22 protein-coding genes are annotated in these 20,424 nt (G+C 65.5%); 18 read left to right on the forward strand and 4 right to left on the reverse strand.

Annotated elements, in window-relative coordinates; all coding sequences use genetic code 11:
* The first annotated feature begins 15 nt into the window (after positions 1 to 15).
* The 3 genes from DQW77_RS06700 (at position 16) to coaD (ending at position 2,118) form a co-directional block, all read left to right on the forward strand.
* Positions 16 to 912, forward strand: a complete 897-nt coding sequence (locus DQW77_RS06700; RefSeq protein WP_113257431.1) for a LysR family transcriptional regulator — start codon at positions 16 to 18, stop codon at positions 910 to 912.
* A 56-nt stretch (positions 913 to 968) separates the two neighbouring features.
* Positions 969 to 1,403: a CBS domain-containing protein gene (locus DQW77_RS06705; protein WP_113257432.1), complete on the forward strand. Its 435-nt coding sequence runs from the start codon at positions 969 to 971 to the stop codon at positions 1,401 to 1,403.
* A 223-nt stretch (positions 1,404 to 1,626) separates the two neighbouring features.
* Positions 1,627 to 2,118, forward strand: a complete 492-nt coding sequence (gene coaD, locus DQW77_RS06710) for a pantetheine-phosphate adenylyltransferase (RefSeq protein WP_113257433.1) — start codon at positions 1,627 to 1,629, stop codon at positions 2,116 to 2,118.
* Here the strand turns inward: coaD and gap (DQW77_RS06715) are convergent.
* From gap (DQW77_RS06715) to gap (DQW77_RS06720), 3 genes are all read right to left on the reverse strand, one after another.
* Positions 2,111 to 3,112, reverse strand: coding sequence for a type I glyceraldehyde-3-phosphate dehydrogenase (gap, locus tag DQW77_RS06715; protein ID WP_113257434.1), 1,002 nt, complete (start codon positions 3,110 to 3,112; stop codon positions 2,111 to 2,113). The genes coaD and gap (DQW77_RS06715) overlap by 8 nt on opposite strands.
* Before the next feature lie 95 nt (positions 3,113 to 3,207).
* Positions 3,208 to 3,351, reverse strand: coding sequence for a hypothetical protein (locus DQW77_RS18180; protein ID WP_181711205.1), 144 nt, complete (start codon positions 3,349 to 3,351; stop codon positions 3,208 to 3,210).
* A 71-nt stretch (positions 3,352 to 3,422) separates the two neighbouring features.
* The gene (gene gap, locus DQW77_RS06720; RefSeq protein ID WP_113257530.1) at positions 3,423 to 4,424 is read right to left on the reverse strand and encodes a type I glyceraldehyde-3-phosphate dehydrogenase; all 1,002 of its coding nucleotides are present in this window, start codon (positions 4,422 to 4,424) and stop codon (positions 3,423 to 3,425) included.
* Between the two features lie 291 nt (positions 4,425 to 4,715).
* On the opposite strand from gap (DQW77_RS06720), the gene DQW77_RS06725 reads away from it, so the two are divergent.
* Positions 4,716 to 5,525 carry a hypothetical protein gene (locus tag DQW77_RS06725; RefSeq protein WP_113257435.1) on the forward strand — a complete coding sequence of 270 codons (810 nt, stop codon included), beginning with the start codon at positions 4,716 to 4,718 and terminating at the stop codon, positions 5,523 to 5,525.
* A 5-nt stretch (positions 5,526 to 5,530) separates the two neighbouring features.
* On the opposite strand, the gene DQW77_RS06730 is transcribed toward DQW77_RS06725, so the two are convergent.
* Positions 5,531 to 6,268 carry a FadR/GntR family transcriptional regulator gene (locus DQW77_RS06730; RefSeq protein ID WP_113257436.1) on the reverse strand — a complete coding sequence of 246 codons (738 nt, stop codon included), beginning with the start codon at positions 6,266 to 6,268 and terminating at the stop codon, positions 5,531 to 5,533.
* Positions 6,269 to 6,353: 85 nt separating this feature from the next.
* Here DQW77_RS06730 and DQW77_RS06735 point away from each other — a divergent pair, with 85 nt between their 5' ends.
* The 14 genes from DQW77_RS06735 (at position 6,354) to mraY (ending at position 20,109) form a co-directional block, all read left to right on the forward strand.
* Complete coding sequence (locus DQW77_RS06735) at positions 6,354 to 7,091, forward strand: DUF2182 domain-containing protein (RefSeq protein ID WP_113257532.1); 738 nt, start codon at positions 6,354 to 6,356, stop codon at positions 7,089 to 7,091.
* 63 nt (positions 7,092 to 7,154) lie between these two features.
* A complete protein-coding gene (locus tag DQW77_RS06740; RefSeq protein WP_113257531.1) occupies positions 7,155 to 7,796 on the forward strand; it encodes a DUF1326 domain-containing protein in 642 nt (213 codons plus the stop codon).
* Positions 7,793 to 8,308 carry a DinB family protein gene (locus DQW77_RS06745; protein WP_258523746.1) on the forward strand — a complete coding sequence of 172 codons (516 nt, stop codon included), beginning with the start codon at positions 7,793 to 7,795 and terminating at the stop codon, positions 8,306 to 8,308. The genes DQW77_RS06740 and DQW77_RS06745 overlap by 4 nt, the downstream gene beginning before the upstream one ends.
* Positions 8,309 to 8,316: 8 nt before the next feature.
* Positions 8,317 to 9,456 (forward strand): dimethylsulfoniopropionate demethylase, encoded by a 1,140-nt coding sequence (locus DQW77_RS06750; RefSeq protein WP_113257437.1) that lies wholly within the window; start codon positions 8,317 to 8,319, stop codon positions 9,454 to 9,456.
* A 107-nt stretch (positions 9,457 to 9,563) separates the two neighbouring features.
* The gene (gene acuI / locus DQW77_RS06755; RefSeq protein WP_113257438.1) at positions 9,564 to 10,559 is read left to right on the forward strand and encodes an acryloyl-CoA reductase; all 996 of its coding nucleotides are present in this window, start codon (positions 9,564 to 9,566) and stop codon (positions 10,557 to 10,559) included.
* A gap of 7 nt (positions 10,560 to 10,566) precedes the next feature.
* Positions 10,567 to 11,082 carry a GNAT family N-acetyltransferase gene (locus DQW77_RS06760; RefSeq protein WP_181711207.1) on the forward strand — a complete coding sequence of 172 codons (516 nt, stop codon included), beginning with the start codon at positions 10,567 to 10,569 and terminating at the stop codon, positions 11,080 to 11,082.
* 199 nt (positions 11,083 to 11,281) lie between these two features.
* On the forward strand, positions 11,282 to 11,698 hold the full coding sequence (locus DQW77_RS06765; RefSeq protein WP_113257439.1) for a universal stress protein: 417 nt from the start codon (positions 11,282 to 11,284) through the stop codon (positions 11,696 to 11,698).
* 757 nt (positions 11,699 to 12,455) lie between these two features.
* Positions 12,456 to 12,920: a division/cell wall cluster transcriptional repressor MraZ gene (locus DQW77_RS06770; RefSeq protein ID WP_258523778.1), complete on the forward strand. Its 465-nt coding sequence runs from the start codon at positions 12,456 to 12,458 to the stop codon at positions 12,918 to 12,920.
* 3 nt (positions 12,921 to 12,923) lie between these two features.
* On the forward strand, positions 12,924 to 13,922 hold the full coding sequence (rsmH, locus tag DQW77_RS06775) for a 16S rRNA (cytosine(1402)-N(4))-methyltransferase RsmH (protein WP_113257440.1): 999 nt from the start codon (positions 12,924 to 12,926) through the stop codon (positions 13,920 to 13,922).
* Positions 13,922 to 14,269, forward strand: a complete 348-nt coding sequence (locus DQW77_RS06780; protein WP_181711208.1) for a cell division protein FtsL — start codon at positions 13,922 to 13,924, stop codon at positions 14,267 to 14,269. The genes rsmH and DQW77_RS06780 overlap by 1 nt, the downstream gene beginning before the upstream one ends.
* Positions 14,269 to 16,062: a penicillin-binding protein 2 gene (locus DQW77_RS06785; RefSeq protein ID WP_113257442.1), complete on the forward strand. Its 1,794-nt coding sequence runs from the start codon at positions 14,269 to 14,271 to the stop codon at positions 16,060 to 16,062. Before DQW77_RS06780 ends, DQW77_RS06785 begins: the two co-directional genes overlap by 1 nt.
* 34 nt (positions 16,063 to 16,096) lie before the next feature.
* Complete coding sequence (locus DQW77_RS06790) at positions 16,097 to 17,581, forward strand: UDP-N-acetylmuramoyl-L-alanyl-D-glutamate--2,6-diaminopimelate ligase (RefSeq protein WP_113257443.1); 1,485 nt, start codon at positions 16,097 to 16,099, stop codon at positions 17,579 to 17,581.
* Positions 17,578 to 19,026 (forward strand): UDP-N-acetylmuramoyl-tripeptide--D-alanyl-D-alanine ligase, encoded by a 1,449-nt coding sequence (gene murF / locus DQW77_RS06795; protein ID WP_113257444.1) that lies wholly within the window; start codon positions 17,578 to 17,580, stop codon positions 19,024 to 19,026. The genes DQW77_RS06790 and murF overlap by 4 nt, the downstream gene beginning before the upstream one ends.
* Complete coding sequence (gene mraY / locus DQW77_RS06800) at positions 19,027 to 20,109, forward strand: phospho-N-acetylmuramoyl-pentapeptide-transferase (protein ID WP_113257445.1); 1,083 nt, start codon at positions 19,027 to 19,029, stop codon at positions 20,107 to 20,109.
* The last annotated feature ends 315 nt before the right edge of the window (positions 20,110 to 20,424 follow it).

Raw genomic sequence — 20,424 nt, forward strand, 5'->3', positions numbered from 1 at the left:
TGCGGGAGGTTCGCCATGCGGCCCCACTGGGACGACCTCAGGATATTCCTGGCGGTGGCCCGTCGCGAGAGCCTTTCGGGCGCTGGCCGGGTTCTCAAGGTCGATCCGGCAACGGTAGGACGGCGGATTGCCCGCCTGGAGGAGGCGGTGGGGGCGGCCCTGTTCGCGAGATCGCCCACCGGCTACACGCTGACCAATGACGGGCAGCGAATGCTGCGCCACGCCATGAGCGTCGAACAGGCAATGAGTGCGGCACTGGAGGATATCGGCGGGCAGGCGGACCGATTGAGCGGGCAGATCCGGCTGGGCGCGCCGGATGGCGCGGCGAATTTCCTGCTGCCAAAGGTCTGCGCCGACATCGCCGCCGAGAACCCTGATCTGGATGTGCAGATCGTGGCGCTGCCGCGGGTCTTCAACCTGTCCAAGCGCGAGGCGGACATGGCCATCGGAGTGAGCCCGCCGACCGCCGGGCGGCTGAGTGTTCAGAAACTGACGGATTACAAACTGCATCTGGTGGCCTCGAAACGCTATTTGCGCAACGCGGCACCGATCAGGGATGTCGAGGATCTCAAGGGGCGTCCGGTGGTCGGGTACATTCCCGACATGATCTTCGACAAGGAACTCGACTATCTGGGCGACCTCGGGATCGAGCGCGTGCCGCTGGCCTCGAACTCGGTCTCGGTGCAGTTCAACTGGATACGGCAGGCGGCGGGGCTGGGCGTCATGCACGATTTCGCCATGCCGCATGCCCGGGGACTGGTGAAGGTGCTGCCCGACCGTATCAACCTGACCCGCGGCTTCTACCTGATCCGCCATGACGACGACAGGCGGCTCGAGCGCATGAACCGTTTCGCCGCGGCGCTGGCAGAGGGCGTGCGCGCCGAGGTTGCGCGACTGGAAGCGCTGACTTGACAGGGATAACAGTAATGTGAACGCTGGATGGGCACGCAATTAATCAGGGGGCTGTCATGCTGGTCCAACAGATACTCAAGAACAAGGGTGACGACCGGGTGGTCACGATAGCCCCGGGTACGCTGGTCGCGGATGCGGCGCAACTGCTGGCCGAACGGCGTATCGGCGGCCTCGTGGTATCGCGGGACGGAGAGGTTGTGGACGGCATCCTGTCGGAACGCGATATCGTCCGCTCGCTGGCGGTGCGCGGGGCGAACTGCCTGACCGAGACGATCGACGAGATGATGACCCGCAATCCCGTCTGCTGTTCCAAGCATGACACGTCGGACGCGGTGCTGAGCCGGATGACCGATGGCCGCTTCCGTCACATGCCCGTGGTCGAGGACGGCAAGCTGGCCGGGATCGTGACCATCGGAGATGTTGTTTCGGCGCGATTGCAGGAACTGGCGATGGAAAAGGATGCGCTGGAAGGCATGATCATGGGGCATTGAACGCCCCGCCGAGCGGTCGAGAATTCCGGACTGTCGCGTGGAACAAGAACCGCACAGTTCGGTGTTTCCTTCAACACGCGATGCCATGCAGGTGCGGACAGACCGGGATGCCGATGCGGGCGTCGCGGGGGAAACCCGGACAATCACCAGATCCGTGTTTCTACCACTTGCATTCTGCGCTGCGGTATTGTCGTGTTGCGCCGTTAAATGACGGAGCAGGCCCATGCGCATAGGTCTTTATCCCGGCACGTTCGACCCGATCACGCTGGGCCATATCGATATCATCCGCCGCGCCGCGGCACTGGTGGATCGTCTGGTGATCGGGGTTGCGATCAACCGCGACAAGGGGCCCCTTTTCGATCTGGAGGAACGGGTCGCGATGATCGAGGCGGAATGCGCCTCGCTCAGCCGCGAAACCGGGACCGAGATCGTCGCCCACCCTTTCGACAACCTGCTGATAGACTGTGCCCATGACGTGGGGGCGCAGCTTATCATCCGCGGATTGCGTGCCGTGGCCGATTTCGAATACGAGTTCCAGATGGTGGGCATGAACCGGGCGCTCGACAGCTCCGTCGAGACGGTGTTCCTGATGGCCGATGCCGATCACCAGGCGATTGCCAGCAAGCTGGTCAAGGAAATCGCCCGTCTCGGCGGGGACATCTCGAAATTCGTGACCCCGCCGGTGCGCCGGGCGCTGCGCGACAAATTCAGCTGAGCGCGCCCATTTCCGCCGCAACGTCGACCATCCGGCAGGAGAAGCCCCATTCGTTGTCATACCAGGCGAGCACACGGCACATGGTGCCGTCCATGACGCGGGTCTGATCGGGGGCAAAGATGGAGCTGGCCGGGTTGTGATTGAAGTCCGACGAGACAAGAGCGCGGCCGTCCACATCGAGAACCCTGCCCAAAGCGCCTGCCGCGGCGTCGGAGACGGCAGTGTTGATCTCCTCCACGGTTGTAGGGCGGGCAGCCTCGAATGTCAGGTCCACGCAGCTCACGTTCGGCGTCGGTACGCGGATCGCGGTGCCATCCAGCCGGCCGTCGAGCTCGGGCAGGACAAGACCGACCGCACGGGCCGCGCCGGTGGTGGTGGGAATGGAATTGAGCGCCGCCGCACGCCCCCGGTAGAGATCCTTGTGCATCGTGTCGAGCGTTGGCTGATCGCCGGTGTAGCTGTGGATCGTGGTCATGAAGCCGCGCGTGATGCCGACACTGTCGTTGAGGGCCTTGGCCAGAGGGGCCAGGCAGTTCGTCGTGCAGGAGGCGTTGGAAATCACCCGGTCCTGCGGGGTCAGTGCATGTTCGTTGACACCGAAAACAACCGTGCGGTCCGCCCCCGCCGACGGCGCGGATACCAGAACCCGCCCGGCGCCGGCCTCGAGGTGCCAAGCCGCCTTGTCGCGTGCCGTGAAGACACCGGTGCATTCCAGGACCACGTCGATCCCTTTCCACGGCAGGTCTTGGGGCTCGGAAACGGCAGTCACGGAGATCGGTCCGCGGCCGGCGTCGATGGTGTTTCCATCAACCCGGATCCCGCCCGGGAAACGACCGTGGACGCTGTCAAACTCCAGCAGGTGGGCATTTGTTTCGACCGGCCCCAGATCATTGATCGCGACGATTTCGATGTCCTTGCGGTCATGCTCGATGATGCTGCGCAGCACATTTCGTCCGATGCGGCCGAAGCCGTTGATGGCAAGCCTGATCGTCATGTTGTCCTCCGTTTTGGCTTTGTTAGCGCTAACAACACAAATGCACCGGCGGTGTCAATGGGCAATGCCGGTCTGACGTCAATCGTGATCGTCTCTCAGCGCCAGAATGCGAGCCATTCAATGAGAACGGTCAGCTTCCGGGCCAGGAACACCGTGGCGTCCCAGCCAAAATAGTGGAAATCCACGGCCAGCCCGGTGAGAATGACAACCCCGAGGCCGAGGGCGATCTTGTCGGTCATCTGAAGCGTCCGGCACTACGAATGGTCCGCGGGGTATGCCCCACGCAACGCGGTGGTGCAAGGCGCGCGGGTTATTGGAGTCGGCCCATTGCCACGGCCACGTCGGCCATCCGGCAGGAAAAACCCCATTCGTTGTCATACCAGGCCAGCACCCGGACCAGGCGGTTGCCGGTGACGCGGGTCTGCTCGGGTGCGAAGATTGAACTTTCCTCGGTATGGTTGAAGTCGACGCTCACCTTGGGTTCCGGGTCGTAGCCCATGACGCCCTTCATGTGGCCGGCGGCGGCCTCGGCCGCAGCCTCGTTCACATCCGACGCGGTGACGTCCCGTGCGGCGACAAAGGTCAGATCGACGGCTGAGACGTTGGGCGTTGGCACACGGATCGCGGACCCGTCCAGCCGACCTTGCAGCTCGGGCAACACCTCGCCCAGTGCCTTGGCGGCGCCGGTCGATGTGGGGATCATCGACATTGCCGCGGCGCGGGCGCGGTACAAGTCGTCGTGCCGGCGGTCCAGTGTCGGCTGATCGCCCGTGTAGGCATGAATCGTGGTCATGATGCCGCTCTCGATCCCGATCGCTTCGTGCAGCACCTTGGCCAGCGGCGCGAGACAGTTGGTGGTGCAGGAGCCGTTCGAGATCATCCGTTCTCCGGCGCGCAGATCCCCGTGGTTGACACCATAGACCACCGTGCGGTCCACATTCTTGCCCGGGGCCGAAAGCAGCACTTTTCCGGCCCCGCGTTCAAGATGCTTGCCCGCCTTGAGGCCATCGTTGAACTTGCCCGTGCATTCCAGCACCACATCGACGCCGTCCCAATCCAGTTTGTCCATGTCGTAGGTCGAGAACATCTGCATCGGTCCGCGGCCCAGATCCATCGTGTCACCCTCGATCGTGATCTCGCCGGGGAACCGTCCGTGGACGCTGTCGTATTTCATGAGATGCGCGCTGGTTTCGAGCGGACCCGTGGCGTTCACCTTCACGACCTTGATGTCGTTGCGGGTGCTCTCGGCGATGTGCGCAAGGGTGGCGCGGCCGATTCGGCCGAAGCCGTTGATCCCGACGGTGATGGTCATGGGCGTGTCTCCTGCCTGCGTGAACCTGCCCGCGATATAGACGGGCCGGCGCGAAGCGGAAAGGTGAAAATCGACCCATGCCAACGTGTTAGCGTTAAACCCGGCCTGCTTTGACGTGGCGGTGTCGTGGTTGCGCTAACGCCACATCGCCTTTTTGCTCCGGCCTGTCCCGGCATTCCCGCTTGGGCGGGAATCAGCACCTTGACGGGATAGCACGGCGTTCCGGTTTGCGCATGGCTCGGGGTATGGCAGAAATGTACGGGCCATGCAGCGCGGCCGGAGGATCAGGCGATGATAGATGAAGCAGAGCTTTTCGGGACGCCCGGTCAGACGGCGCTGATGCGGCGTGGCGCGGCCGCCCGGATCCTGCTGGGCGACAACCCGCGTTTCAGCTGGTATGGCCGGATGACGGCCCTTGGCGATCCCGGGGGCGACACGGCGGAGGTGTTGGCGGCGCTGGCGCGGTTGCAAGGGGCCGGGGTATGCTATTTCTACCCCGAGGACCGGGCGGAACGCCTGTTTGCCGATCTTGCGGCCCGCGGTTTCGCCACCGACCGCCATGAACATTTCATGGGCTCCGATACGGCCCTTTCCGCGGCCCGGGCGGCGCTGAACGACGTGCCGCTGCCGGCAGACCTGACCCTTGCGGCCGTCGGCTGGGATACGCCCCGGGAGGTTCTCGTGGCAATCGCGGAACTCTGTTGCGAATGCGGTGTCATGCCGGTGCCCGGGAGCGTGATGCGGGGGGTGGCGCTTGACGGGATATGCCTTTTCGCCACCGACCCTTCGGGCGGGATCGCGGCCACGGCCTCCTGCTTTCGGATGCATCACCCGGCGAGTCGCCGGGCGCGGGTGGCGATGTGGGGCCTTCTGGCAACCCGGCCGGACCGGCGCGGGCAGCGTATCGCGCTGCATCTCGGGGCGCGGGCGATGCTGCACATGCATGACCGTCACGGCATGCGCGCCTTCATGACCGGAGTGAAGGCCGACAACGCGTCATCGTCCGCGATCTGTTACCGTCTCGGGGTATCCGCCACGGGGATGATCTATGCGCAGTGCCTTGACGAAACGTTGCTCGGCGGGTCTTCCATAACCCGCTGATCGGCTCAGTCGGCGCCGTTGCTGGCGCGCGCGGCCATGACACCGCGCCCAAGGGTCAGCGTGTAGGCCTCGAGCGCGTGCAGGGCGGTCTCGGCGGCGCCTGCGTCACGGGCTTCCAGCGCGTCGGTGATCCGCGTGTGAAGGCCGACGATTTCCTCGCGGGAGCGGGCGGTGAAGGTGATCATGTTCATCAAGGGCTGCATCGCCTCGACAGCGCCGGCAAGCTGGTAGCTGAGCACCGGGTTGCCGGCCGCGTCCACAAGCGCGCGGTGGAAGGTGACATCGGAATCGCAGAAACTCTCGTCGCTCAGGCCCGGCTGGGCCTGACGATGGATTTCGGCCCGCATGGTGGCCAGATGATCGGGGTCCCGGCGCGCCGTGGCGATCGGCGCGCATGCGCGTTCAAGGGCATACCGCGCCTCGCAGGCGGTTTCGAAGCTCACGTCGTTCATACCGAGCAGGAGCGTCGCGGTGGTGATATGCTGGCCGTAGGCTTCCTCGTAGCTCAGCCGCCGCACGAAGGCCCCGCCGAAAGCGCCGCGCGCCGTGCGGATCAGCGATTGCGCCGCCAGCCGCTTGAGCGCCTCGCGCACGGTCGGACGGGACACGTCGAACTGCTCGGCAAGCTCGGCCTCGGAGGGCAGGCGCTCATCGACGATGAGGGTGCCGTCGACGATCGCGTCGCGGATGGCCCCGGCGATCTGGGCCGAGAGATCGGCCTCGCGTGAAGTTCTCGTTTTCATTTGTCTTACATTTAAATGTCTGACATTTTGGGCGCAAGGGGCGAGTCACGCCGGGGGAAAGATGGTTTCGGCACGGATCAGACGGATGACCGGCGCGCACTGGCTGCTGTTTTTCGCGGCCATCCTTGCCGCGTGGACGGCGCTTTACGCCATGGCCCTGCCGGCGGATTTGCGCGCCGCGGGCCGGATCTACGGTGCCGGATTCTGGGAGAGCCTGTGCATGGTGACACCGGACGCCGCGGGCTATGCGCGCGTCACACTGATGTGGGCGCTGATGTCGGCGGCGATGATGGCGCCCACGGCGCTGCCCGCGCTGGCGACCTATGATGAATTGCCGGCCGGTAACGACAAGGGTTTCGGCGCCCTGGTGGCAGGGTACCTCTTGGTCTGGCTGGGATTTTCGGCGCTGGCGGCTGGATTGCAGATGGCCTTGTTCGCAGCGGAACTGGTCAGTGTCTTCGGCGACAGCCGCTCCGGTCTTCTGTCCGCCGCGTTCCTGGCACTGGCCGGGCTTTACCAGTTCAGCCCGGCCAAGGAGGTGTGTCTTGCCAGGTGTCGGGCACCGCTGACATTCTTCTTCCAGCATTGGGACGAAGGGCCGTGGCGCAACGGCCTCAGGCTGGGGCTGGTGTGCCTGGGGTGTTGCTGGGCACTGATGCTTCTGGCCTTCGTGGGCGGGGTGATGAACCTTGCCTTCATGGGGCTGGCGACGGTGATCATGGTCATGGAAAAACTGCCCGATATCGGGCGCCCGATCACAGGACCCCTGGGTATCCTGCTGCTGTTTGGCGCGGTCGGGATGCTCGTGACGACTTTGATTTGACACAGGAGGAGGCCCGAGATGGCATCTGAGAAGTTGGATACGCCGGTGAAGATCGACAATCGGATGCCGGGGGCGCCGAAATCGGGGCATGGATCGGTACCGTGGTCCATCAAGGGGGAACTTATCCTCAATTGCAATTGTACCGTCTTCTGCCCTTGCGTGATCAGCCTCGGGGATCATCCGCCCACGGAGGGTTACTGCATGGGATGGGCGGGGATCCGGATCGACGAGGGCCACTACGGCGAGGAGGACCTTGGCGGACTGAATGTCGGCCTGTTGCTGGAAATTCCGGGAAAAATGGCGCGCGGCAACTGGAAGGCCGCGGCCTATATCGACGATCGCGCCAGCAATGACGCCTATCACGGGCTCGTGGACATCATGAGCGGCAAGGCCAGGGGCACGACCGGCCTGTTCAAGATCCTGGTGAGTGAATTCCTCGGTGCCGAGCGGGCGCCGATCACCTTCGAGACAGAGGGCAAGACGCGCCGCCTGATGGTGGGCCGGGCGATCAACGGTGCCATCACTCCGGTGGCGGGCAGCGATGGCGATGACATCGTGGTGACCAACACCAAGTACTGGATGGGCCCGGACATCACCGTCGCCCGCGCGGACCAGGGCAAGGTGCGCGCTTTCGGCCGGGTGTGGGATTTCGACGGGCGCAGCGCGGAAATCTGCCAGATCGACTGGAAAGGCCCGGACAAATGATCGTCACGCCGTCGTGGTGCGCCATGATGGCGCGTTATAACACCTGGCAGAACCGAAACCTTCTGGATGCCGCAGACGATCTGGACGAGGCTTCGCTGAGGCAGGACCGCGGCGCGTTCTTCGGGTCCATAGCCGGCACACTCAATCACCTGCTCTGGGCCGACCTTGTCTGGATGTCGCGCTTTGACGGTGGCGAGGCGCCGACGGGCGGCATTCCAGAGAGCGCCGGGCTGTGGCCCGACTGGGGCAGGTTCCGTGCCGCGCGCGCGGCGGCTGACCGGCGCATCATGGGCTGGGCGGACCGGCTGGAGAGTGACCACCTTGCCGGCGACCTGGCCTGGTTTTCCGGGGCCGCCGGGCGCGAGTTGAACCGGCCGCTGGCACTTTGCGTCGGGCATTTTTTCAACCACCAGACCCACCATCGCGGTCAGGTGCATGCCATGCTCACCGCCGCGGGCGCCGCCCCGGGGCCAACCGATCTTTTCGTGATGCCGGAGGATATCGGCCTGTGACCCCGACCATGACCCGCTCTGCCGCTGCCCCCGCCGTATCGCCGCCGATCCTGTCGCTGTCGCGACGGCTGCGCCGCACGCCGTTTTCGGAGGGTGTCGAGGCGGCCGGTGTGAAAGGCTACACCGTCTACAACCACATGCTGTTGCCCACCGTTTTCCGCAGTATCGAGGAGGATTACCGCCATCTCAAGGAGGCGGTCCAGATCTGGGACGTGTCCTGCGAGCGCCAGGTGGAACTGCGCGGGCCGGACGCCGCGCGTCTGATGCAGATGCTGACCCCGCGCGACCTGCGCGGCATGACGCCGGGGCAATGCTTCTACGTGCCCATCGTCGACGAGACCGGCGGCATGCTGAACGATCCCGTCGCGGTCAAGCTGGCCGAGGACCGGTGGTGGATCTCGATCGCGGACTCGGACCTTCTTTACTGGGTGCGTGCGATCGCGCATGGCTGGCGTCTGGACGTGCTGGTGGACGAGCCCGACGTCAGCCCGCTGGCCGTGCAGGGGCCGCGCGCCGACGACCTGATGGCGCGGGTGTTCGGCGAGGCGGTACGCGGGATCCGCTTTTTCCGGTTCGGCGTTCTCGATTTCCAGGGCCGTGACATGGTGGTCGCGCGCTCGGGCTATTCCAAGCAGGGCGGCTTCGAGATCTATGTCGAGGGATCGGAGGCGGGCATGCCGCTCTGGAATGCGTTGATGGAGGCGGGCCGGGATCTCGACGTGCATGCGGGCGGCCCCAACCTGATCGAGAGGATCGAGGGCGGGTTGCTGAGCTATGGCAACGACATGACCGATGACAACACCCCGCATGAATGCGGGTTGGGACGGTTCTGCAACACCCACACGGCGATCGGCTGCATCGGGCGTGATGCGCTCTTGAGGGTGGCCAAGGAAGGCCCCGTGCAGCAGATCCGCGCGATCGCGATCGACGGGCCGGCGGTGCCGCCCTGCGTGGACTGGTGGCCGGTGCTCTCTGAACGGGGCAAGCGGGTGGGGCGCATAAGCTCCGCCGCGTGGTCGCCCGACCACCGGACCAACGTGGCCATCGGCATGGTGCGGATGACCGATTGGGAGGCGGGCACCGAACTGCGCATCGCGGCACCCGACGGCGAGCGGCGCGGTGTCGTGCAGGAGTGCTTCTGGGCCTGAAGGAGGAGCGGGGGCGCTGCCCCCGTCGCCCTTGAGGGGCGACTCCCCCGAGGTACTTGAGGCCAGATGAAGCGGGGCGTGGCCCCGTATGGAAAAAGGAGAACGGGATGTTCAACGCGTTGATCGTGGACAAGGACGAGGAAAGCGGCCAGACAAGCGCGGCGGTGCGGCAGATCTCTCAAGAGGACCTGCCACAGGCCGAGGTGACCGTGGCGGTGGAGTATTCCACGGTCAATTACAAGGACGGCCTGTGTATCGGCCCGGGCGGCGGGTTGGTGCGGCACTACCCGCATGTGCCCGGGATCGATTTCGCCGGGACCGTCGAGACGAGCGACGACGACCGCTACAAGCCCGGTGACAAGGTGGTTCTGACCGGCTGGCGCGTGGGAGAGGCGCATTGGGGCGGCTACGCGCAGAAGGCCCGGGTGAAGGCCGACTGGCTGGTCCCGCTTCCCGAAGGACTTGATACCCGCCAGGCGATGGCCGTGGGCACCGCGGGGCTGACCGCGATGCTGTCGGTCATGGCGCTGGAGGAGCACGGGCTGGCACCCGGGCACGGGCCTGTCCTGGTGACAGGGGCCGCTGGCGGCGTGGGCTCGGTGGCGACCGCGATCCTGGCCGGGTTGGGCCACGAGGTGGCGGCGGTCACCGGACGGCCGGAAACCGCGCAATACCTCGAGGGGCTGGGGGCCGCGCGGATCGTCGCGCGCGACGAGTTGACCGAGGTGACCAGGAAGCCCCTGGAGGCCGAGCAGTGGGCCGGCTGCGTGGACGCGGTGGCGGGCGCGATGCTGGGCCGGGTTCTCAAGCAGATGAAATACGGCACCTCGGTCGCGGCGGTCGGGCTGGCCGGCGGGCCGGCCATCGAGGGGGCGCTGATCACGCCTTTCATCCTGCGGGGTGTGAACCTTCTGGGAATCGACAGCGTGATGCAGCCTTATGAGAATCGCCTGCGGGCGTGGCGGCGCATCGCGGCGGATCTGCCGATGAACCGTTTGGAGGAAATGGTGCAGCCCGCAACCCTGCACGATCTGCCGGATCTGGGTCGTGACATCCTGAAGGGCCAGGTGCGCGGCCGTGTTGTCGTTGACGTGAACGCCTGAGCGGCGGATGGGTGTGCCCGCGGACCTGAGCATACGGCCTGCGCGCGACGAGGATTTCGACGCGCTCTGGCCGGTGCTTCGCACCGTTATCCGGGCCGGGGACACCTATGCCGTCGATCCACGGATGTCGCGCGGGCGGGCTTTCGAATGGTGGATGCAGGCCCCGCGCGCCACCTATGTCGCGGAGCGGGACGGCGGGATCGCCGGCACCTATTACCTGAAGGCCAACCAGCAGGGCGGTGGGGCGCATGTCTGCAACTGCGGATATATCGTCGCGGTCCCCGCGCAGGGCAGGGGCGTGGCGCGGGCCATGTGCCGGCATTCGCAGGCGGTTGCCCGCGACCTGGGGTTTCGGGCCATGCAGTTCAATTTCGTTGTCGAGACGAATGTCGGCGCCATCGCGCTGTGGAAATCGCTCGGTTTCGGGACAGTGGGGCGGCTTCCCCGTGTTTTCGATCATCCGCAACACGGGCTGGTCGATGCTCTGATCATGTTGAAATGGTTGGACGGGGAGGCCGGGTGAGGTGACGGGCTGCCGTTTTTTGCATCTGAATCGGCGCAGCTGATTGATTTCCAAGCGGGACACGCGTTACCGTCTCCGCCGGGGCACCCTGCGGAGACGCCGCAGGCCCCCGGGGTGCCAAAGCGCGCAGAATCCCTTGCCGGGGGGGCCCTGGACGGGAAAGACGCTCAACACACCGCGCGCAACAGGAGGGATAGACATGTTCAAGAAGATCATGACGCCGGTCGATCTGGCGCATAAGGGCGATCTGGAAAAGGCGCTGCAGGTTTCGGCCGATCTGGCCAAGCATTACGGGGCCGAGGTTGTCTTTGTGGCGGTCACCGCCGCAACACCGAGTTCCACGGCCCACAATCCGGCCGAGTTCGCCCAGAAGCTGGATGCTTTCGCGTCCGAGCAGGCCGACAAGCACGGCATTTCGGCCAGTGGCGATACCGAAATCAGCCACGACCCGACCACCGACGTTGACGATGCCCTGCTCAAGACCGTGGGCAAGATCGGGGCTGACCTGATCGTCATGCAGAGCCACATGCCCAATGTGATGGATTATGTCTGGCCGTCCAACGGCGGCAAGGTGGCCGAGCACGCCAAGTGTTCCGTCATGGTCGTCCGCGGCTGAGCAGCGGATCAAGAAGCCGGGCGGCCGGGTCAACCCGTGCGCCGCCCGGCTTCGCCCGGTGCGCCCGTTCCTGAGGCGACGCCCGATATTCCCCTTGTGACAATCCGTATGCCGCCCCTGCATGGGAAACCATGGGCACAGGTGGTGTGCTTGCGAGTTTTGCGGTGGTCCGAGCCCCCGGAAGAAGCGAATCAGGTTTTTGATTCGCCTTGAACGGTTGAATCCCGGCCCGGGTTCAGGGTATTGCACTCTTCTTTGCAAAAAAATCGGGAATTCATGGGAATTATTCTTTAGCCGTCAATCTCACCATATATTGTGTTGCAAGATAAGAAACACGCAAATTAATGCGTTGATTGGGCTGACAGTATGAGATTTTTCTTGTTTTCAAGGGGTGCCGGCGCAAGAAGATATGACTGCTTGGCAAAAATTTAGTTGATTTCCATGAAATCCCATGGCATCCCTTTATGCACGATGAGGACGGGCAGAAGGGGCACATAAAGAACCCCACAAAAGAATCTCCCAAGTCAGGTTTCATGCAGGCACCCGCTTCATCAGAACGAGAGATCCGGCGCGCGGGCGAGCAGACATCCCCCCAGGTGGCGCGCGCAGTCGGACAGCCCGCGAGCAGCGGGACGAGGGCGGCGGATTGGGCAGTGGCAGCAGCTCAATCCGCCGTTTCGTGTTCAGGGCAGAGACCTGGGGCCGCGAGGGACAGGTGGACCGCAAGCTGAGGTTCATAGGCGAGAGCCGCCACAAGGTGGACAGCAAGGGGCGGGTGTCCATCCCGCACCTGTTTCGTCGCGTCCTGGAGGCGGGAGACCCCGATTGGGTCGACGGCAAGAACCCGCAAATCCATATCGTCTACGGAGACGGCAAGCGCGATTTTCTGGAGTGTTTCACCCTGCGCGCCATGGACAAGATCCATGCCAAGATCGAAAGGATGCCGCGCGCCGACAAGCGCCGGCTGGCGCTTCAGCGCCTTTATGTCACCCATGCCTTTCCGACCTCGGTGGACGAGACCGGGCGGCTGGTCCTTCCGGCCAAGCTGCGCGACAAGATCGGACTGGCGGGCGAGGCGTTTTTTGCCGGCACCGGCGAGGCTTTCGAGATATGGAAGCCCGAAACCTACGAGGCGGTGATCGCCGAGGAACTGACCGCGGATGACGCCTTCGACCCCGACGTCGATGCGTCGATGTATCTGAGCGGGGACGAGGAGGACTAGCCGATGGCATCCGCGGCCCACGCGACACCCGGAGACGCCCCCCATGTTCCGGTTCTGCTTGGTCCGTTGCTGGAGGCGGTTGCGCCCGTGCAGGGCACTTGGCTGGATGGTACTCTGGGCGCCGGCGGCTATGCGCGGGGGTTGCTGCGGGCAGGTGCGGCGCATGTGATCGGACTGGACCGTGACCCGGCCGCTCTTGAGATGGCGCGGACAGGCTGGGCCTCCGATTGCGCGGGGCGGGTCACTCTGGTTCAGGACGTGTTTTCAAATCTCGATGCGCACGGGCAAGGCCTGCAGGGCGTGGTGCTGGATCTTGGTGTCTCATCGATGCAGCTTGATCAGGCGGCGCGGGGGTTTTCGTTTATGCGTGACGGTCCGCTTGACATGCGTATGGGAGGCGAGGGGCGCAGTGCTGCCGATCTGGTCAACGATACCGACGAGGGAACCCTGGCCGACATCCTTTACCTTTACGGCGAAGAGCGTGCCAGCCGGCGCATCGCGCGCGCGATCGTGCGTGCGCGGTCCGAGGCCCCGATCGTCACCACCGGTCAGTTGGCGGAAATCGTGGAGAAATGCCTGCCCCGGGGCAAGCCCGGACAGGTCCACCCCGCGACCCGGAGTTTCCTGGCCATCCGCATCGCGGTCAACGACGAATTGGGCGAACTCTCGGCGGGTCTGGCCGCGGCCGAACGGGCGCTTGCGCCCGGCGGGCATCTGGCCGTCGTGACCTTTCATTCCATCGAGGACCGCATGGTGAAGCGGTTCATGCAGTCGCGTTCGGGCGGTGGCGGGCGCGGCAGCCGTCACGCCCCGGAGATCGAGCATCCCGAACCGCAATTCATTCAGGCCACGCGAAAGGCGCTAAGCGCCGACGCGCAGGAAGTGGCGCGAAATCCGCGCGCCCGTTCGGCCCGGCTGAGGGTCGCCACCCGCACGTCTGCCGCCGCCCGGCCACTGGATCGGCGCACATTGGGTCAGCCGTTGCCAAGGGGGGGCGTGTGATGCGTGGACTGCTCTATGTCTTCAGTGCGCTTGCGGTGATCGGGCTGGCCTTCTGGGCCTATCACGAGAATTACAAGACCCAGGCCGCCCAGGCCCGCGCCGAGGCGCTTGAACGGAAGATCAGTCTTGCCCGTCAACGCTTGCGCATGCTGAACGCGGAGTGGGCCTACCTGAACCGCCCGGACCGTCTGCGCGATCTCGCGGAGTTGAATTTCGACAGTTTGGGGCTGCTTCCGTTGCAGCCGCATCAGTTCGGCCGGGTCGATCAGGTTGCCTATCCGCCTCGTGTGCGCGCGCCGCTCAGCTTCAATAATCCTGTCGATGTGTCCGACCCGGAGGCCCAGTGATGATCCGCACCCCGCTTCGACCTCTGGCGAGAATCCTCAAGGCGCGCGAGAGTGGCGGCAATCCCGACGCGATCGAGCGCGATAACATTCGCCGGCGCCACGAGGAGATGCACGACCGGGACCGCAGGCGTGCCGAACGCCGGCTGCTGGTCACGGGGGCAATGTTCTTCTGTGCCTTCGCGGTGATCGGGACCCGCATGGGCGTCCTGGCCTCGTCTCCTCCGCCGGCGCCGCGTGCCAGCGCGAAAGGAGCCGAGATTCTCGCGCAGCGGGCCACCATAACCGATCGGCGCGGCCGTATCCTGGCAAGCAATTTCGACACTCACAGCCTTTATGCCAAGCCCCGCCGGATGATCGAGCCACGGCGCGCGGCAAGAGAGCTGGCCAAGATCTTCCCGGATCTCGATGCTGCGCGGTTGCAACGCAGTTTCACTGGCAAAAGCAGTTTCGCCTGGGTCCGCAAGACGATCAGCCCGGAGCAGAAGCAGGCAGTCCATGACATCGGCGAACCGGGATTGCGGTTCGGACGCCGCGAGATGCGCCTTTATCCCAACGGGGCGGTTGCGGCGCATGTTCTGGGGGGTGCCGGCTTTGGACTCGAGGCGGTCGCGGGGGCCGAAGTTCTCGGAATCGCCGGGATAGAAAGCTATTTCGACGATCGCCTCCGCGACCCGGCGCGCGGGCATGAACCGCTGGTTTTGTCGCTGGACCTGTCGGTGCAGGCGGCCGCCGAAAGGGTGCTGTCCGGCGGCATGCGGCTTCTCAATGCCAAGGGCGCCGCGGCGGTGATGATGGATGCCCATACCGGCGAGGTGATCTCGCTGGTATCATTGCCGGATTTCGACCCCAACGACCGGCCCGACCCGCCCACGGGCGAGGATGCGAAGGCAGGCGAAAGCCCGCTTTTCAATCGCGCCGTGCAAGGCCGGTACGAACTGGGATCGACCTTCAAGATATTTGCCGTCGCGCAGGCGCTGGAGTTGGGGCTCGTCACGCCCGAGACGATGATCGACACGACCGGCCCGATCCTCAAGGACGGGTTCCGGATCAGGGATTTCAAGGACTACGGTCCGCGGCTGAGCGTCGAGAAGGTGATCGTGAAGTCGTCCAACCTGGGCACCGCCCGGATCGCGGCGGATATCGGAATCGAGCGCCAGAAGGATTTCCTTCGTCAGCTCGGGTTCTTCGATGCGACGGGCCTCGAACTTATCGAGGCCGCCGGTGCGAAGCCCCTGTTGCCGCCACGCTGGAACGAGCTTTCGACGATGACGATCGCCTATGGTCACGGGCTGTCAGCCAGCCCGCTTCATCTGGCTGCCGGTTACGCGGCCATCGCCAATGGCGGGCGCAAGGTGACCCCGACACTGCTCAGGACGCGGGCGCCGCAGGAGGGGCCGCGAATCATGTCGGAAGACACCGCAAGACAGAGTTGGCGCATGCTGCGCGGGGTCGTGGCCGATCCTGAGGGTACCGCCACCATGGGCGACGTGTCCGGCTATTTCGTGGCCGGCAAGACCGGAACCGCAGAAAAGATCAAGCCCGGCGGAGGGTATTACGAGGACAGGATCATCGCCACCTTCGCCAGCATCTTTCCGGCTCACGATCCACGTTACGTCCTGGTGGTCACGCTGGATGAACCGGTCGAGACGTCCGGCAGCGAACCGCGGCGCACTGCCGGCTGGACGGCGGTGCCGGTGGCGCGCGAGATCATTCGCCGGACAGCGCCGCTGCTGGGGTTGCGACCCGAGATTGAACCGCCCCGGCTTGCTGATATAAGGCGAACATCTGATTGAGGCGGCCGCCGGGCCGCATGCCGGGGGCGCGATCATGGTTGAATTTGAAAGATCACTTGCGGATCTCGGGCTGACCGCGCGGGGCGGGCGCACCCCGATGATTTCCGGGCTCGCCGTGGACAGCCGCGAGGTGCGCGAGGGGTATCTTTTCGCGGCCTTGCCCGGCACGCGGCTCCATGGCGGCGAGTTCATCCAGTACGCCCTGAGGATGGGGGCGGCCGCGGTTCTGACCGATGCCGAGGGCGCGCGCATCGCCCGGCTTGCGCTCGAAGCCTCGGACGCGGCGCTGGTGGTGGCGGAGGATCCGCGTCAGGCGCTGGCCTGCGCGGCGTCGCTTTGGTTCGGGCCGGGGCCGGAAACAATGGTGGCCGTCACCGGCACCAACGGCAAGACTTCGGTGGCCAGTTTCACAAGGCAGATCTGGGAGGCCTTGGGCCTCGAAGCGGTCAATATCGGCACAACCGGCGTCGAAGGCGCGCGCGAGGCGCCGCTGGCCCATACAACTCCAGAACCGATCACGTTGCACCGTCTTCTGGCCGGGCTCAGGGCCGACGGCGTCACCCATGCGGCGATGGAGGCATCCAGTCACGGGTTGGCCCAACGGCGCCTGGACGGGGTCAGCCTGGTGGCCGGGGCCTTCACCAATCTCAGCCAGGATCACCTGGATTATCATCCGACGCTGGAGGCGTATTTCGATGCCAAGGCGGGGCTGTTTACCCGTGTTTTGCCGCAGGATGCGACGGCAGTGATCGACACGGATGACCCCCGCGGCCCGGAGATGGCCGATCGCGCCCGTGCCCGGGGGCTTCGGGTTCTGACTGTCGGCCGCGAGCCGTCGGCGGACCTGCGCATCGGTGCGCAGCGCTTTGGCGCCGAGGGGCAGACCCTGCGGTTCGAATGGACCGGCGCGGCATATCAGGTCGATCTGGGTCTGATCGGAGGGTTCCAGGCCGGCAATGTCCTGATTGCGGCGGGGCTGGCCATCGCCACCGGTGCCGATCCTGACCGCGTGTTCGAGACGTTGCAGGAGATCCGTACCGTACGGGGCCGGATGGAGCTTGCAGCGACGCGCGGTAGCGGCGCGGCGGTTTATGTGGACTATGCCCATACACCGGATGCCGTGGCAACGGCGCTGAAATCGCTGCGCCCGCATGTTCTGGGCAGGCTGGTCGCCATAATCGGCGCGGGAGGAGATCGCGACAGCGCCAAGCGGCCGCTGATGGGGCAGGCGGCGGCGAAACATGCCGACGTGGTTATCGTGACCGACGACAACCCGCGCAGCGAGGATCCCGCGCTCATCCGTGCCGAGGTCATGGCGGGATGCCCCGAGGCGCTGAACGTTGGGGACCGCGCCGAGGCGATACTGCGAGGTGTCGATGCACTCGGTCCCGGGGACGTGCTGCTGATCTCGGGCAAGGGCCACGAGACCGGGCAGACCGTCGGCGAGGACGTGCTGCCGTTCGATGATCGCGAACAGGCTTCCGTGGCCGTCACGGCGCTGGACGGGGGCGTGGCATGACCCTGTGGAGTGCCGCGGACGCCGCCCGCGCCACGGGCGGCGAAGCTTTCGGGGACTGGAAGGCGACAGGGGTGTCCATCGACACCCGCACGATCGCCCCGGGCGACCTTTTCGTGGCGTTGACCGCCACCCGCGACGGGCATGATTTCGTCGTGCAGGCCCTGGAAAAGGGGGCAGCCGCCGCGATGGTCAGCCACCGGCCCGAAGGCGTGCCGGCCAATGCGCCATTACTTGTCGTGGAGGACGTGCAGTGCGCCCTTGAGGACCTGGGGCGAGCCGGCCGGGCGCGGAGCGCCGCACGCGTGGTTGCGGTGACCGGATCGGTGGGCAAGACCTCGACCAAGGAGATGTTGCGCGCGGTCCTGTCCGCGCAGGGCGCCACACATGCGGCGGAGGCAAGTTACAACAACCATTGGGGCGTGCCCCTGACTCTGGCGCGGCTGCCGCGGACGGCGGAGTTTGCCGTGATCGAGATCGGCATGAACGCGCCGGGTGAAATCGCTCCGCTCAGCCGCATGGCGCGCCCGCATGTGGCGATGATCACGGCCATCGCTCCGGCCCATCTGGACGCATTCGACGATATTTCAGGCATCGCAGAGGAGAAAGCCTCGATCTTTGCCGGGCTGGAGCCGGGCGGCAAGGCCGTCATCAACGCCGATACCGATCACGCCGGCATCCTGTTCGAAGCGGCCCGCGCGGCCGGCGCCGAGATCGTGGATTTCGGCGAGACGGCGGCGCATTTCCGCCTGACGCGCGTGAGACCCGGGACCGATACCACAGTGGCCGAGGCGCGATCGGGGGGCGCAGACGGAACCGACATGGTGTTCAAGGTCATGAGCCCCGGCCGTCACTTTGCCATCAACGGTCTGGGGGTGATCGCGGCGGTGGCCGCGCTCGGCGCCGACACGGGGATGGCCGCGCCGGATCTGGCACGCTGGCAGCCGCCTTCCGGGCGCGGCACGCGTGAAGTGCTGGAGCTTGACGACGGAGACGAAAGCTGGACGCTCGAACTGATCGACGACGCTTTCAACGCTAACCCGGCCTCGGTCGAGGCGGCGCTGGACGTTCTGGCAGCGTCACGGCCCCGGGACGGTGTCGGACGTGTCGAGAAGGGCAGGCGCATCGCCGTTCTGGGGGACATGCTGGAACTGGGGGCAGAAGAAATGGCGATGCACGCGGCGCTGGCAGAACTGCCGCAGATCGCCAAGGTCCATACCGTGCATTGTGCAGGCCCCCGGATGCAGGCCCTCTGGGCCGCCCTGCCGGAGGAAAGGCGCGGAGTCTGGGTGCAAAGCGCCGAAGAACTGGCGGCCGGTGCGCGCCGCATGGTAGACGCGGGCGACGTGGTGCTTGTGAAGGGCTCCAAGGGCAGCCGGATCAGCCTGTTCGTGGACGCGTTGCGCCGCGCGAGCCGACGTCTCGCGGCGCAAGAAAGGGACTCTTAAATGCTCTACTGGCTTACCGCCCTCTCTGATGGTGGGGATTTTTTCAATCTGTTCAGGTATATAACCTTCCGCGCTGGTGGGGCTTTCATGACCGCGCTGATCTTCGGGTTCCTGTTCGGACCGCCGTTGATCAATGTCCTGCGCAAGCGTCAGGGCAAGGGGCAGCCGATCCGTGGCGACGGGCCCGAGTCGCACCTGGCCAAGGCCGGCACCCCGACGATGGGGGGATTGTTGATCGTCGGTGCGCTGCTGACCTCCACGTTGCTCTGGGCCCGGCTTGACAACGCCTTTGTCTGGCTGGTCCTGTTCGTGACAATGGCCTTCGGCGCAATCGGGTTCGCCGATGATTATGCCAAGGTATCCAAGCAGAACGTCTCGGGCGTGCCGGGCAAGCTGCGGCTGGGGCTGGGATTCCTGATCGCTGCGATCGCGGGCTGGTGGGCAACCACGTATCATCCCGATCCGCTTCAGGCGCAGCTGGCGCTGCCGGTCTTCAAGGACACGCTGATCAATCTGGGGCTCCTTTTCGTGCCCTTCGCCACCATCGTGATCGTCGGCGCGGCCAATGCCGTCAACCTCACCGACGGGCTCGACGGGCTGGCGATCATGCCGGTGATGATCGCCGCCGGCACGCTGGGCATCATCGCCTACGCGGTGGGGCGGGTGGACTTCACCGATTACCTGGATCTGCACTACGTCCCCGGCACCGGGGAGCTGCTGATCTTCACCGCGGCGCTCTTCGGCGGGGGGCTGGGCTTTCTGTGGTACAACGCCCCACCGGCGGCGGTCTTCATGGGCGATACCGGCAGCCTCGCGCTTGGCGGGGCGATCGGGGCCATCGCGGTGGCCACCAAGCACGAGATCGTGCTCGCCGTCGTCGGCGGGCTCTTCGTGGTCGAGGCGCTCTCGGTGATCGTGCAGGTGCTCTATTTCAAGCGCACCGGCAAGCGGGTCTTCCTGATGGCGCCGATCCACCACCATTACGAGAAAAAGGGCTGGGCCGAGCCCCAGATCGTGATCCGCTTCTGGATCATCGCGCTGATCCTGGCGATGATCGGGCTGGCGACGCTCAAGGTGCGGTGAGGGAGCGGGTCCGGCCCGTGATGCCGCTGAGTTGGGCCGCGCCATCGCATGTCCGCGGACAGGCGATCCAACGATGTTTCAGGGCAGTTTATGTCCGCTGTCCCGCCAAACATGCAATCGGCGTGCTGGCTGAGCCAAATCCCCTGTCCGGGGGGCGGACATGCGATGGCGCGGCGGCGTGCAGGCACGCCCCGGTTTCACGCCGGAGACGAGGGCCGGGGCACATGTGCACACCCATTCAGTGCCCCGCCCGGGCTGGCCCCGGGCAGCCCCCGACCCTCCCCCCGGGAGGGGGCTTCACCCCCTCCCAGGGTC

The organism is Roseovarius sp. TE539 (assembly GCF_003298505.1).
Lineage (GTDB): Bacteria > Pseudomonadota > Alphaproteobacteria > Rhodobacterales > Rhodobacteraceae > Roseovarius.

Coding starts and splice junctions, on each gene's coding strand:
- DQW77_RS06700 (WP_113257431.1), top strand. CDS start 16: ATGCGGCCCCACTGGGACGACCTCAGGATATTCCTGGCGGTGGCCCGT.
- DQW77_RS06705 (WP_113257432.1), top strand. CDS start 969: ATGCTGGTCCAACAGATACTCAAGAACAAGGGTGACGACCGGGTGGTC.
- coaD (WP_113257433.1), top strand. CDS start 1,627: ATGCGCATAGGTCTTTATCCCGGCACGTTCGACCCGATCACGCTGGGC.
- gap (WP_113257434.1), bottom strand. CDS start 3,112: ATGACGATCAGGCTTGCCATCAACGGCTTCGGCCGCATCGGACGAAAT.
- DQW77_RS18180 (WP_181711205.1), bottom strand. CDS start 3,351: ATGACCGACAAGATCGCCCTCGGCCTCGGGGTTGTCATTCTCACCGGG.
- gap (WP_113257530.1), bottom strand. CDS start 4,424: ATGACCATCACCGTCGGGATCAACGGCTTCGGCCGAATCGGCCGCGCC.
- DQW77_RS06725 (WP_113257435.1), top strand. CDS start 4,716: ATGATAGATGAAGCAGAGCTTTTCGGGACGCCCGGTCAGACGGCGCTG.
- DQW77_RS06730 (WP_113257436.1), bottom strand. CDS start 6,268: ATGAAAACGAGAACTTCACGCGAGGCCGATCTCTCGGCCCAGATCGCC.
- DQW77_RS06735 (WP_113257532.1), top strand. CDS start 6,354: ATGACCGGCGCGCACTGGCTGCTGTTTTTCGCGGCCATCCTTGCCGCG.
- DQW77_RS06740 (WP_113257531.1), top strand. CDS start 7,155: ATGCCGGGGGCGCCGAAATCGGGGCATGGATCGGTACCGTGGTCCATC.
- DQW77_RS06745 (WP_258523746.1), top strand. CDS start 7,793: ATGATCGTCACGCCGTCGTGGTGCGCCATGATGGCGCGTTATAACACC.
- DQW77_RS06750 (WP_113257437.1), top strand. CDS start 8,317: ATGACCCGCTCTGCCGCTGCCCCCGCCGTATCGCCGCCGATCCTGTCG.
- acuI (WP_113257438.1), top strand. CDS start 9,564: ATGTTCAACGCGTTGATCGTGGACAAGGACGAGGAAAGCGGCCAGACA.
- DQW77_RS06760 (WP_181711207.1), top strand. CDS start 10,567: ATGGGTGTGCCCGCGGACCTGAGCATACGGCCTGCGCGCGACGAGGAT.
- DQW77_RS06765 (WP_113257439.1), top strand. CDS start 11,282: ATGTTCAAGAAGATCATGACGCCGGTCGATCTGGCGCATAAGGGCGAT.
- rsmH (WP_113257440.1), top strand. CDS start 12,924: ATGGCATCCGCGGCCCACGCGACACCCGGAGACGCCCCCCATGTTCCG.
- DQW77_RS06780 (WP_181711208.1), top strand. CDS start 13,922: ATGCGTGGACTGCTCTATGTCTTCAGTGCGCTTGCGGTGATCGGGCTG.
- DQW77_RS06785 (WP_113257442.1), top strand. CDS start 14,269: ATGATCCGCACCCCGCTTCGACCTCTGGCGAGAATCCTCAAGGCGCGC.
- DQW77_RS06790 (WP_113257443.1), top strand. CDS start 16,097: ATGGTTGAATTTGAAAGATCACTTGCGGATCTCGGGCTGACCGCGCGG.
- murF (WP_113257444.1), top strand. CDS start 17,578: ATGACCCTGTGGAGTGCCGCGGACGCCGCCCGCGCCACGGGCGGCGAA.
- mraY (WP_113257445.1), top strand. CDS start 19,027: ATGCTCTACTGGCTTACCGCCCTCTCTGATGGTGGGGATTTTTTCAAT.